Origin of the sequence: Capnocytophaga sp. oral taxon 864 (assembly GCF_002998835.1) — a bacterium.
GTDB classification, from domain to species: Bacteria; Bacteroidota; Bacteroidia; order Flavobacteriales; family Flavobacteriaceae; genus Capnocytophaga; species Capnocytophaga ochracea.
Map to the genome: position 1 here is coordinate 615001 of NZ_CP027232.1, position 13450 is coordinate 628450.

Genomic DNA, 13450 nt, shown 5'->3' on the forward strand with positions numbered 1-13450 from the left:
ATACGAGACTTTCACTCTCTATGGTGTGTCTTTCCAAACACTTCTAATCCAGCTTTACAACCTATATCTGGGTCCTACTACCCCCATATTGCCGTAACAATATGGGTTTGGGCTAATCCCATTTCGCTCGCCACTACTTTGGGAATCACTTTTGTTTTCTTCTCCTCCGCCTACTTAGATGTTTCAGTTCAGCGGGTTTGCTCACCTTTACGGTGTAGTACATCTTCAATGTACTGGGTTGCCCCATTCGGATATTTGCGTATCATATCGTATGTGCCAATACACGCAACTTTTCGCAGCTTATCACGTCCTTCTTCGCCTCTGAGAGCCTAGGCATCCCCCATACGCCCTTACATAACTTTTCGCGCTTGTAGTCCTAGTCAATTGACAATTAACAATTGATAATTGACAATTATCTAGGTACCTCTCGTTCTCTTTGATTCTTTTTAATATTTTTCGTTAGATTATCAATAATCTATTATTGATCTCTTATGCTCTTTATCCCAATATGTCAATGTACGTTTGTTGTGGAGAATAAGGGATTCGAACCCTTGACCCCCTGCGTGCAAGGCAGGTGCTCTAGCCAGCTGAGCTAATTCCCCGTGCTTAATGACGAGTTACGAATTACGAATTACGTTTCACGATATTCGCCTCTCTTCAGCTCCTAGAATTTCCTTCTTTAGCTTGTAGTCCCAGGCAGACTCGAACTGCCGACCTCTACATTATCAGTGTAGCGCTCTAACCAGCTGAGCTATGAGACTTTGTTCTTTTAGGTAAGAGGTTTTCTTCTCTTTGTCAATTACTCTGTACCTTATTTTTTTGTTGTCAGCAAGATTTAAAGAATCTGTTGATTCCTTATGCGTCAATTTTCGGTTTTCTCTAGAAAGGAGGTGTTCCAGCCGCACCTTCCGGTACGGCTACCTTGTTACGACTTAGCCCCAGTCACTAGTTTTACCCTAAACAGCTCCTTGCGGTAACCGTCTTCAGGTACTCCCAGCTTCCATGGCTTGACGGGCGGTGTGTACAAGGCCCGGGAACGTATTCACCGGATCATGGCTGATATCCGATTACTAGCGATTCCAGCTTCACGGAGTCGAGTTGCAGACTCCGATCCGAACTGTGACCGTCTTTATAGATTCGCGCCTGCTCACGCAGTGGCTGCTCTCTGTAACGGCCATTGTAGCACGTGTGTAGCCCAAGATGTAAGGGCCGTGATGATTTGACGTCATCCCCACCTTCCTCTCGGTTTGCACCGGCAGTCCCATTAGAGGGCTCGACCTTACTCGTTAGCAACTAATGGCAGGGGTTGCGCTCGTTATAGGACTTAACCTGACACCTCACGGCACGAGCTGACGACAACCATGCAGCACCTTGAAAACTGTCCGAAGAAAAGGGTATCTCTACCCCTGTCAGTCCCCATTTAAACCTTGGTAAGGTTCCTCGCGTATCATCGAATTAAACCACATGCTCCACCGCTTGTGCGGGCCCCCGTCAATTCCTTTGAGTTTCATTCTTGCGAACGTACTCCCCAGGTGGGATACTTATCACTTTCGCTTAGCCACTCAAACTCGCGTCCAAACAGCTAGTATCCATCGTTTACAGCGTGGACTACCAGGGTATCTAATCCTGTTCGCTCCCCACGCTTTCGTCCATCAGCGTCAATCAATTGTTAGTAATATGCCTTCGCTATCGGTGTTCTGTGTAATATCTAAGCATTTCACCGCTACACTACACATTCCAACTACTTCACAACCATTCAAGACCAACAGTTTCAAAGGCAGTTGCTCAGTTGAGCTGAGCGCTTTCACCTCTGACTTACCAGCCCGCCTACAGACCCTTTAAACCCAATGATTCCGGATAACGCTCGCATCCTCCGTATTACCGCGGCTGCTGGCACGGAGTTAGCCGATGCTTATTCGTAAGGTACCGTCATCAAACTACACGTAGCCCTTATTCTTCCCTTACAAAAGCAGTTTACAATCCATAAGACCTTCATCCTGCACGCGGCATGGCTGGATCAGTCTTCCGACCATTGTCCAATATTCCTCACTGCTGCCTCCCGTAGGAGTCTGGTCCGTATCTCAGTACCAGTGTGGGGGACATCCCTCTCAGAACCCCTATCTATCATCGCCTTGGGGAGCCGTTACCTCTCCAACTAACTAATAGAACGCATACTCATCTTTCACCACCTAAGCTTTAATAGTATCACGATGCCGTATTACTATACTATGGGGTATTAATCCAAATTTCTTCGGGCTATCCCCCAGTGAAAGGCAGATTGTATACGCGTTACGCACCCGTACGCCGGTCTCAGTTACCCGAAAGTAACCTCCCCCTCGACTTGCATGTGTTAGGCCTGCCGCTAGCGTTCATCCTGAGCCAGGATCAAACTCTTCATCGTTAAATTCTTTTATATCTTCTAACCGATCTTCAAGTTATTGACTTCAGGTTTCACTCAATTCTTTAAATCTTTTTTGTGCTGTACAACATTATGTCAAGGTACGTGTTGTTTCTTTCCACTCCAGAGGCACTACTCTCCTCTTTTGCGGGTGCAAAGGTATAACCTTTTTCCTAACCTCCAAAATTTTTATACACTTTTTTTTGAAGATTTTTTTAATAATTTGATAAGTAGTTGATTATAAGATTTATAAAATTTTATATATTTTATTTTCTTATTATCAATGTAACACTTTTTTATATTTTCTAAGCATTAATACTTTTCAAATACATCACCATTACTACAACAGTTTATGTGCGATAAGATACTCAGCAATCTGTATGGTATTAGTAGCAGCTCCTTTGCGTAGGTTATCAGCTACTACCCATAAGTTAAGAGTATTAGGTTGTGACTCGTCACGACGGATACGCCCCACAAATACGTCATCCTTGCCGTGAGCGTACAGTGGCATAGGGTAAGTATTCGTATCAGTATTATCCTGCACCTTAATCCCAGGTGATTGTGCTAAGAGCGCACGCACTTCATCAACATTAAAATCCTTTTTCAATTCTACATTCACCGCCTCACTATGTCCGCCTACTACCGGTATGCGCACCGCTGTAGCTGTTACTGCAATACTGTCGTCTCGGAGTATCTTTTTAGTTTCACGCACCAATTTCATTTCTTCCTTGGTATAACCATTATCTTCAAACACGTCACAATGAGGAATCACATTGCGGTGTATTGGGTAATGATAAGCCATCTCGCCTTTTTCTCCTTTGTATTCGTTTTCTAACTGGCGTACGGCTTTCACTCCTGTACCTGTAATCGACTGGTAAGTAGAGACTACCACACGCTTGATACCGTATTTCTTTTGTAAAGGGGCTAAAGCTACGAGCATCTGTATCGTAGAACAATTAGGGTTTGCAATAATCTTATCGTCTTTCGTAAGCACATCGGCATTGATTTCAGGAATTACCAATTTTTTAGTATCGTCCATACGCCACGCCGATGAGTTATCTACCACTGTTGTGCCTACTTGGGCAAACTTAGGTGCCCATTCTTTAGAGACGGTAGCTCCTGCTGAAAAAAGAGCTAAATCGGGTTTGAGCGATACGGCTTGTTGTAAGCCTATCACAGTATATTCAGTTCCTTGAAAAGTGATTTTCTTCCCTACTGACTTCTCCGATGCTACGGGAATTAATTCGGTTACAGGAAATTTGTGTTCTGCAAGTACTTCTAACATCACGTTACCTACCATTCCGGTAACGCCTACTACTGCTACTCTCATTTTTAATTATAATTTTGTTTTATTTTAATTCTTTTACTTCCATATTGTCATACTGTACAATATATACGCCTTGGTTTTCATAGCCACCACCTTTATAGAAATTTTTTAGGTAAGCAAATTTATTCTCTAAGTAAGAAGTCTCTCCTATACGTGTATTGGCACTAGTAAGATTGCCCGACACTCCCAAACGCAATACAGCATCCATAGTAAGGTCAAACCCGCGAATAGCATACTTATTAGGTAGAATACCATAAGTCTTTAAATATCGCGCAGAAAAACTATCTGTACCATTAGAATATTTATTTACAGTAGGATAAGTAAAACGTAAATCGGATAGCTGGTTGTTAGAAAGGTTATTAGAATCGTATACTGAACCTCTATCCACAGTCGCCAACATAATCTTAGGGAAGGTGTTGTTCCTTTTAGATTTAAGCGCATTGTGCAACAAACGCACTGCCATCGACACGTAACCTATATCATTCGACTGTAATAACACTACATTTTCCTTGTTGTAGTTTAGAGCATTAACAAATCCATTAGCCGACATTTCGGTTACTACCTTAGCATTAGGGAATGAACGCTCTAATTTCTCACGCAAAGAACTATTCTTGCTATCAGCTAAGATAATCATATTCTCATCTGAATAGTTTTTATTCAGATAGTCAATCATTTGTGCTTGCAACACCTCATCGTTCGGTAAGGTCTGATACACATTAGGATTGAGAGTTATATTCTTATTAGATAAAGGAGCTAATAATATCGTATTGTTATTTGTAACCAATGATGCTAAAGTATTAAACGATTTGGTGGTAAAAGGACCTATTACTACTTGTGAGTTCTGTACTGAAGCGTTAGAAGCTATCTTCTTTAAATCACCTTCACTATCGTATACGTTCACTTTAAACTTATATCCCATTTTTTGAAGAGAGTCCAAAGCTATTAGAGCTCCTGAATAGAAATCGGTAGCCACAGGAGTTAGTTTATTTTCAGTAAGTCTAGATTTTATAATAGCAACTTGCCCAGTGCTGACATCTGATAGTTTAAAAGGTAAAATATAAGATATCTCCTTCACATTGGCTGGTGAAGATGCTGAACGCAAGGTATTGTTAGAATTCTGAAAGTTGTAGTTTGCTGTATTATTCAGTGAAGCACTTTTATAGTGTTCGTAATTCTCTTTGGGTATCCATATTTGAGCATCGCTTTTTAATCCATCTTTAAGACTAGGATTTAGTTTCACAAGCTCAGCTTCCGATAAACCGAACTTGCGTTCTAAGCTGTAAAATCCTTCCCCTCTCTCCACAAGGTAAAGCACCACTTCTTTCTTAGTATTAGGGCGAGCTGGTGGTTCAGGCTCTGTACTATCGGTAGAAGAGGCTGGCACCCAGATTTCTTGCCCTTCTCTTATACTATTAGGGTTGAAACCTTTTTCGTTTTTGTTCAGCTTTTCCAATTCCTCTACACTCACATTGTGATTTTTAGCAATGCGCCAAAGTGTTTCTTGCGGTTTTACTACGTACCGCTTTTGTCCTTGTACGCTTTTCTGTACCATTTCAGCTGTTTTGCTAAATAGTGGAATAGTAATGCGCTCACCCTCTTGTAACTCTCTTATATAGAGGTCTAAATTATAACGCTTTAAATCATCAATAGTGATGTTGTATTTTTGCGACAGACCAAAGAAAGTCTCACCTCCTTTTACCAAGTGAGTCGTAAACCCTACAGGACGTTGGGTATTGTAATGCTTCACTTTACTAATAGGAATATTAATGGTCATTCCCTTTTGTACTCCATCTTTAAGCCCTGGATTGAGTTTTAAGATGTCAGCGGGCGAAAAGCGATAGGTCTTAGCTATATTTTCAATACTTTCATAGTTATTTGCTGTGTACGTTTGCGGTTGTGCATAGGCAACTCCTAAGCACAATAACAAAGCTAATGTAAAAAGTTGTTTCATAATATTGTCTTATGATTTAATTTTTTAGTGTTAATTGATAATTCTAAATTGTTTATTGTCTATTCCCATTCTATCGTGGCAGGCGGTTTACTGCTGATATCGTACACCACACGGTTTACGCCTTTCACCTTATTGATAATATCGTTAGACACTTTTTGCAGAAATTTATAAGGTAAGTCTACCCAATCTGCCGTCATACCGTCTATGCTTTCCACAGCGCGCAAGGCTACCACACGCTCGTAGGTACGTTCGTCTCCCATTACTCCCACACTGTTGATAGGCAGTAAAATAGCCCCTGCTTGCCACACTTTGTCGTATAGGTTATTTTCTTTCAGAGCGTTGATGAATATAGCATCTACTTCTTGCAAAATAGTTACCTTTTCGGCAGTGATATCTCCCAAAATGCGGATAGCCAATCCAGGTCCTGGAAAAGGGTGTCTGCCTAATAGTTCATCACTGATGCCCAAACTGCGTCCTACTCTTCGCACTTCATCTTTGAAGAGCATACGCAAAGGCTCTACTACTTTCAATTTCATATAGTCGGGTAAGCCTCCTACGTTATGATGTGATTTGATAGTCGCTGAAGGTCCCTTTACTGATAGTGATTCAATCACATCAGGATAGATAGTGCCTTGTGCCAACCATTGAGCATCGGTAATTTTATGAGCCTCATCATCAAATACTTCAATAAAAACACGCCCTATGGTTTTGCGTTTCTCTTCGGGGTCGGTTTTGCCTGCTAAGGCAGTAAGGAAACGCGCTGAGGCATCTACACCCTTCACATTCAGTCCCATACCCTCATATTGTTTCAGTACGTTTTCGAACTCGTTTTTGCGCAAGAGTCCATTATTTACAAAAATACAATGTAATTGCTTGCCAATCGCTTTGTTAAGTAATACAGCAGCTACCGTAGAGTCTACTCCTCCCGATAAGCCTAATATCACTTTCTCATTACCTACTTGTGCTTTTAGCTGGGCAACCGTCATCTCTACAAAGTTGTCGGACGTCCAATTAGGGATAAGTTTCGCTATTTTGAAAAGGAAGTTAGCTAATAGCTTCATTCCATCAACTGAGTGGGTCACTTCGGGGTGAAACTGAATTGCGTAGGTTTCTTCTCCTTCTATGCGATAAGCAGCGTTCACTACATCAGGAGTGCTCGCCAAACAAACCGCCCCAGTAGGCAATTGTTTGATAGTGTCACTATGGCTCATCCACACTACACTTCCTTCTGCAATCCCTTCAAAAAGAGGTTCATTAGGCTTAATATAGGTAAGGTGAGCACGCCCGTACTCTCGTATGTTCGAAGGGGCTACTTCACCACCGCCAAAGTGTGCCAAATACTGCGCTCCGTAACATACTGCCAAAAGAGGCATTTTACCTTTCAGTGCTGATAGGTCTGGGTGCAAGGCTTCTGCACTACGCACCGAATAAGGCGAACCTGAGAGTATCACTGCCGAGAAGTCTTCTAAGTTCTCAGGCAAATGGTTGTAGGGGTGCATTTCGCAATACACGTTCAATTCGCGCACACGGCGTGCAATAAGTTGGGTGTATTGCGAGCCAAAGTCTAATAATAAAAGACGTGAGCCCTGAAAAGTATCTTTATTCATCGTCAAGGGTTGCTGCGGCAGTAAGCACCGCTTGTTTCAAATTTTCTTTATAATCAATCATTTTTTGCAAGAGCTCAGCGTCGGCACTTGCCAATATTTGCACGGCTAATAAACCTGCGTTCTTAGCAGCATTTAAAGCTACGGTAGCCACAGGCACTCCGCCAGGCATTTGTAAGATAGAAAGGATAGAATCCCAACCGTCAATAGAGTTACTGCTTTTCACCGGCACACCTATCACAGGCAAAGGCGACATCGAGGCAACCATACCAGGTAAATGAGCTGCACCTCCTGCTCCCGCAATAATTACCTGAATGCCTTTTTTATGAGCGTTCTTACTGAACTCCATCAGCTTTTCAGGCGTGCGATGCGCCGACACGATGTCTACCACAGTTGTGATACCAAAGGACTTGAGGATATCAATAGCGTCCTGCATCACAGGCAAATCACTCTTGCTTCCCATTACCACAGCTACTTTCATTTTGTCTATATTTTGGTGCAAAGGTACAAAAAAATATCAATTCACAATATAAAGGCTTTATATTTTGTTTCCCCGTGCTACTTCCCTGCAACCTTGTCATTCGCCATTCGCAACTCGTCATTAATTTGGTATCATTAGTATTTTGGGTATTGTAATATTAAATTTGTCTTTGCGCTTTCTGCAAATACGCCTTGTCTTTTAGTCTAATAGCTATCTATATTTTTTCCTCTTGAAGTATGCTTATTTTTCTATTTACCTTTGCTCATCTCACATTTTTGTATCGCCACACTATCCTTTTAAAAAGATTACTTCTTTCTCTTATTTTCGTTTTTCTTCTACTTTAAATCCGCTTAAATCTCTTTTTTCTACTCATTCTTAACCCCTCATTATTAACTACTTATACACCCTTTCTATATCTATCTTCCAAGATTCGTATAAGCTTCCTATAAGCTCTCTATAAGCTACCACCACCCTCTCAACAGCTACTTTACCTCTTGTTTTTTACCTTTCACCTAAATTTTCTCTTCCGAATCTCTCCGTTATCTTCCGAAACCTCCAACCTGCCAAGTAACTTTTTTCATTCCACCTCATATTTTCGGTAAGTGTTTTGGAGCAGATGCACTATTTACTTTTTAGCTTCAAAAATAGATAGGAATCAGTACCTACCCGTTAATGAACAGAGATTTAATTACTAACTGACACTTTGTCATTTGTTACACATTTCTAATCAAGTAGTTATTATTAAATAATAATCAGATTGTTAATTATTTTTAGATTCCTATTTAATATTCTATTTGGTATAAAAATCCTTTTAAAAAACTGTCTTTTTGTCAGTTAAAAGCTGTTGGCACAACTCTTGCCCTATTGGGAGTGAACAAATCATAAAATGTTGAACACACTAAATTGAAAATATATGAATTTTAATAACTTTACTATCAAAGCGCAAGAAGCGGTACAAACCGCTCAGCAAATAGCCCAACAGTATGGGCACCAGGAATTGCAAAACGAACATTTCTTCAAAGCTATTGAGCAGGTAGATGAGAACGTATTGCCTTTCCTATTCAAAAAATTGAATATCAACCGCGAGCAATTAAATAAACAGTTGGAAACTGCTTTGCAAGGATTTGCCAAAGTCAGCGGTGGCGATATGGGGCTCTCACGCGAAGCGAACACTATGCTCAACGAAGCTGCTAACATCGCTAAAAAATGGAACGACGAATATGTATCCTTAGAACACCTTATATTGGCTATCTTCAAATCAAACAGTAAAATCGCCCAAGCCCTCAAAGACCAAGGCGTGAGTGAAAAAGAATTGGAGAAAGCCATTCAAGAATTGCGCAAAGGCGAACGCGTAACTTCGGCTTCGGCTGAAGATACTTACAATTCACTCAACAAATACGCCAAAAACCTCAATCAGTTAGCTGATAGCGGGAAACTCGACCCTGTGATTGGTCGTGATGAGGAAATACGTCGTGTATTGCAAATTCTTTCACGTCGTACCAAGAACAACCCTATGTTGGTGGGTGAACCTGGGGTAGGTAAAACGGCTATAGCCGAAGGCTTAGCACACCGTATTGTGAAAGGTGACGTACCTGAAAACCTAAAAGACAAGGTAATTTACTCCCTCGATATGGGTGCCCTTATCGCAGGTGCGAAGTACAAAGGTGAGTTTGAAGAACGACTCAAATCAGTAGTGAAAGAGGTAACCTCTTCCGATGGCAATATCATTCTGTTTATAGATGAAATTCACACCCTTGTGGGAGCAGGAGGAGGCGAAGGTGCTATGGACGCTGCTAATATATTAAAACCTGCCTTAGCTCGTGGTGAACTTCGTGCCATTGGTGCCACTACTCTCGATGAGTACCAAAAGTACTTTGAGAAAGACAAAGCTCTCGAACGTCGTTTTCAAAAGGTAATGGTAGATGAACCTGATACCGAGAGTGCTATATCAATATTGCGTGGTATCAAAGAAAAATACGAAACTCACCACAAAGTGCGTATCAAAGACGAAGCTATTATCGCGGCAGTAGAACTTTCTGAACGCTACATCACTAATCGTTTCTTACCCGATAAGGCAATAGACTTAATGGACGAGGCAGCTGCCAAGCTCCGTATGGAAATCAATTCTAAACCCGAAGAGTTAGACGTACTCGACCGTAAGATAATGCAACTCGAAATAGAAATTGAGGCTATCAAACGTGAAAAAGACGAAGATAAGCTCAAAATGCTATATGTAGATTTGGCAAATCTTAAAGAAGAACGTAACGCTATCAATGCTAAATGGCAGAGTGAAAAAAGCGTAATTGATGAAGTACAAACCACTAAGGAAGCTATTGAGAAATACCGTTTGGAAGCCGATAGAGCTGAACGTGAAGGAGACTACGGTAAAGTAGCGGAATTGCGTTATGGCAAAATCAAAGAAGCGGAAGACAAGTTAGTAGAATTGCAAAAGAATTTAGACAGCAAGTCACACGAAAATGCTCTTGTAAAAGAAGAAGTAACCGCCGAAGACATCGCTGAAGTAGTAGCAAAATGGACAGGTATACCTGTAGCTAAAATGTTACAAGGTGAACGCGAAAAGCTGTTGAACTTAGAAAAAGAATTGCACCGCCGTGTAGTAGGTCAGGAAGAAGCCATCGAGGCTGTTTCCGATGCCATACGTCGTAGTCGTGCTGGTTTGCAAGACCCACGTCGTCCTATAGGTTCTTTCCTTTTCTTAGGAACTACGGGGGTAGGTAAAACCGAACTTGCCAAAGCCTTAGCCGAGTATCTATTCGACGATGAAAATGCAATGACGCGTATAGATATGAGCGAATATCAAGAGAAACACGCTGTTAGCCGATTAGTAGGTGCGCCTCCAGGATATGTGGGTTATGACGAAGGTGGTCAGCTTACTGAAGCTGTGCGTCGCCGTCCCTATTCCGTAATACTTTTAGACGAAATTGAAAAAGCTCACCCCGATACATTCAATATCTTGTTGCAAGTACTCGACGAAGGTAGGCTTACTGACAACAAAGGTCGTACCGCCGACTTTAAGAATACGATTATCATTATGACCTCCAATATGGGTAGCCATATCATTCAGGAAACTTTTGAAAAGTATCCTAAGGATACCGAGCGCGCTATCGACGAGTCACGTGACGAAGTGTTACAACTCCTCAAACAAACTGTACGTCCTGAGTTTTTGAACCGTATAGACGACATTATAATGTTCACACCGCTCAACGCCAAGGATATCCGTAGTATTGTGCGTTTGCAATTGCAATCAGTATTCCGTATGGTTGCCAAAGAAGGCATCTTGCTCGATGCTACCGATGAGGCTATTGATTACTTAGCACAAAAAGGTTTTGACCCTCAGTTTGGTGCTCGTCCAGTGAAACGTATCATTCAGAAAGAAGTGCTTAACAAGCTTTCTAAAGAAATTTTGAGTGGCACAGTACAACGCGATGCTGTCATCTTATTAGATGCTTTTGATAACCAATTGGTATTTAGAAATCAAACATCAGAAGATAAAAAATAGAAATTAGTTGTTAGTCGCTTACTAACAACTAATGACTAAAAATGACAATTTGTCAGTTTTTATCCCTTTGGCATAATCATTGACTGCTACTAACTACGTAAGCGTAAGGCTTACAAAAATAATGTTGAACTTAAAAAAACGATAATATTAATGAGTAAGATTATAGGTATTGACTTAGGAACCACAAACTCTTGTGTTTCTGTAATGGAAGGTAATGACCCCGTGGTGATTACCAATGCCGAAGGTAAACGCACAACCCCTTCAGTGGTAGCTTTTACCGAAGGTGGCGAAATAAAAGTAGGTGACGCTGCCAAACGTCAGGCAGTTACCAACCCTAAAAACACGGTATATTCTATCAAGCGTTTTATGGGGAACAAGTTTTCTGAATTGGAAAAAGAAATCGCTCGTGTACCTTATAAAGTAGTACGTGGCGACAACGATACTCCTCGTGTGGACATAGACGGGCGTTTGTATACTCCACAAGAAATCTCAGCTATGATTCTTCAAAAGATGAAGAAAACTGCAGAAGACTTCTTAGGACAACCCGTAACAAGCGCGGTAATTACTGTACCAGCTTACTTTAACGACGCTCAACGTCAAGCTACTAAAGAAGCAGGTGAAATCGCAGGCTTAAAAGTAGAACGTATTATCAACGAACCTACTGCCGCTGCATTGGCTTATGGCTTGGATAAAGACCATAGCGACCATAAGATTGTTGTATTCGACTTTGGTGGTGGTACTCACGATGTGTCTATCTTGGAACTTGGCGACGGCGTGTTTGAAGTACTCGCTACTGATGGTGATACCCACTTAGGAGGTGATGATGTAGATGAAAAAATTATCAACTGGCTTGCTGAAGAGTTTGAAAAAGAGGAACAAATCGACCTTCGTAAAGACCCTATGGCATTGCAACGTCTTAAAGAAGCTGCTGAAAAGGCCAAGATTGAACTCTCTTCAACTACTGAAACCGAAATCAATTTGCCTTATATCACTGCTACAGCTTCAGGTCCTAAACACTTGGTGCGCAAGCTCAGCCGTGCTAAATTTGAACAACTCATCGACGACCTCGTAAAACGCACAATTGAACCTTGCAAAAAAGCATTAGAAAATGCAGGTCTCAGCGTAAGTGATATCAACGAAGTAATCTTAGTAGGTGGTTCTACTCGTATTCCTGCCGTACAAGAAGCCGTTGAAAAATTCTTTGGCAAAAAACCTAATAAGAGCGTAAACCCCGATGAGGTAGTAGCTATTGGAGCCGCTATTCAAGGAGGCGTACTTACTGGTGATGTGAAAGATGTATTGCTTTTGGACGTTACTCCTCTTTCTTTGGGTATCGAAACTATGGGAGGTGTGATGACTAAACTGATAGAAGCCAATACCACTATCCCTACTAAAAAATCGCAAGTGTTCTCAACTGCTGCCGACAATCAGCCGAGTGTGGAAATTCACGTATTGCAAGGTGAGAGACCTATGGCAAACGACAACAAGACTATCGGTCGTTTCCACTTAGATGACATTCCACCTGCCCCACGTGGCGTACCACAAATTGAGGTTACCTTCGATATCGATGCTAACGGTATCATCAACGTATCGGCAACTGATAAAGGTACAGGCAAGTCTCACAATATCCGTATAGAAGCATCTTCTGGACTTTCAAAAGAAGATATCGAGAAGATGAAACGCGAAGCCGAAGCCAATGCCGAAGCTGATAAGAAAGCCAAAGAAAAAGTAGATAAGCTCAACGAAGCTGATGCGATGATATTCCAAACTGAAAAACAACTCAAAGAGTTTGGCGATAAAATCCCAGCCGACAAGAAAGGTGCTATTGAGACTGCTCTTAGCGAACTTAAAACAGCTTACGATAGCAAAGACCTCAGCTCTATTGAGACTGCTTTGGGCAAAATCAATACTGCTTGGCAACAAGCCTCTGAGGACATCTACAAAGCCCAACAGGGAGGCGGTAGCTCTACCGCACAAGAGCAACCTAACACTGGTGGGGCACAAGACGTCAATACAGACAACGTTCAAGACGTAGATTTCGAAGAAGTAAAATAGAGATTACTTATTAACAACTAATAAATATTAAAAACCACTATAAACACTTAGTTTATAGTGGTTTTTCTATTTTTTAATTAATCAAAAATATTTGTTTTTCTCATTTTTTAATCA

At 41.3% G+C, this 13450-nt stretch carries 6 protein-coding genes, 2 tRNA genes and 2 rRNA genes (1 of these 10 cut by a window edge); 2 read left to right on the top strand and 8 right to left on the bottom strand.

From position 1 onward, the window contains the following. From C3V44_RS02860 to purE, 8 genes are all read right to left on the bottom strand, one after another. Positions 1-365, bottom strand: a 23S ribosomal RNA gene (locus tag C3V44_RS02860); it reaches 2480 nt to the left of the window's first position. Between the two features lie 163 nt (positions 366-528). Beyond that, a tRNA-Ala gene (locus tag C3V44_RS02865) sits at positions 529-602 on the bottom strand. A gap of 85 nt (positions 603-687) precedes the next feature. Further along, positions 688-761, bottom strand: a tRNA-Ile gene (locus tag C3V44_RS02870). 122 nt (positions 762-883) lie between these two features. Further along, positions 884-2401 (bottom strand): 16S ribosomal RNA (locus C3V44_RS02875). The 16S and 23S rRNA genes sit together here with 2 tRNA genes alongside, the layout of an rRNA operon. Before the next feature lie 337 nt (positions 2402-2738). Further along, a complete protein-coding gene (locus C3V44_RS02880) occupies positions 2739-3728 on the bottom strand; it encodes an aspartate-semialdehyde dehydrogenase (RefSeq protein ID WP_106095456.1) in 990 nt (329 codons plus the stop codon). A gap of 19 nt (positions 3729-3747) precedes the next feature. Then, positions 3748-5676, bottom strand: a complete 1929-nt coding sequence (locus C3V44_RS02885; protein ID WP_009421045.1) for a LysM peptidoglycan-binding domain-containing protein — start codon at positions 5674-5676, stop codon at positions 3748-3750. Positions 5677-5735: 59 nt separating this feature from the next. After that, positions 5736-7283 carry a glutamine-hydrolyzing GMP synthase gene (guaA, locus tag C3V44_RS02890; protein ID WP_016478653.1) on the bottom strand — a complete coding sequence of 516 codons (1548 nt, stop codon included), beginning with the start codon at positions 7281-7283 and terminating at the stop codon, positions 5736-5738. Next, positions 7276-7761, bottom strand: coding sequence for a 5-(carboxyamino)imidazole ribonucleotide mutase (gene purE / locus C3V44_RS02895; protein ID WP_016478654.1), 486 nt, complete (start codon positions 7759-7761; stop codon positions 7276-7278). Before purE ends, guaA begins: the two co-directional genes overlap by 8 nt. Positions 7762-8674: 913 nt before the next feature. On the opposite strand from purE, the gene clpB reads away from it, so the two are divergent. Together clpB and dnaK are read left to right on the top strand one after the other, a co-directional pair. Further along, complete coding sequence (clpB, locus tag C3V44_RS02900) at positions 8675-11281, top strand: ATP-dependent chaperone ClpB (protein ID WP_048746776.1); 2607 nt, start codon at positions 8675-8677, stop codon at positions 11279-11281. 150 nt (positions 11282-11431) lie between these two features. Next, complete coding sequence (dnaK, locus tag C3V44_RS02905) at positions 11432-13336, top strand: molecular chaperone DnaK (protein ID WP_048746774.1); 1905 nt, start codon at positions 11432-11434, stop codon at positions 13334-13336. Positions 13337-13450 lie beyond the last annotated feature (114 nt).

Excerpts from the sequence above, each read along its gene's own strand:
- C3V44_RS02880 (WP_106095456.1), bottom strand. The coding sequence starts at position 3,728 with ATGAGAGTAGCAGTAGTAGGCGTTACCGGAATGGTAGGTAACGTGATG.
- C3V44_RS02885 (WP_009421045.1), bottom strand. The coding sequence starts at position 5,676 with ATGAAACAACTTTTTACATTAGCTTTGTTATTGTGCTTAGGAGTTGCC.
- guaA (WP_016478653.1), bottom strand. The coding sequence starts at position 7,283 with ATGAATAAAGATACTTTTCAGGGCTCACGTCTTTTATTATTAGACTTT.
- purE (WP_016478654.1), bottom strand. The coding sequence starts at position 7,761 with ATGAAAGTAGCTGTGGTAATGGGAAGCAAGAGTGATTTGCCTGTGATG.
- clpB (WP_048746776.1), top strand. The coding sequence starts at position 8,675 with ATGAATTTTAATAACTTTACTATCAAAGCGCAAGAAGCGGTACAAACC.
- dnaK (WP_048746774.1), top strand. The coding sequence starts at position 11,432 with ATGAGTAAGATTATAGGTATTGACTTAGGAACCACAAACTCTTGTGTT.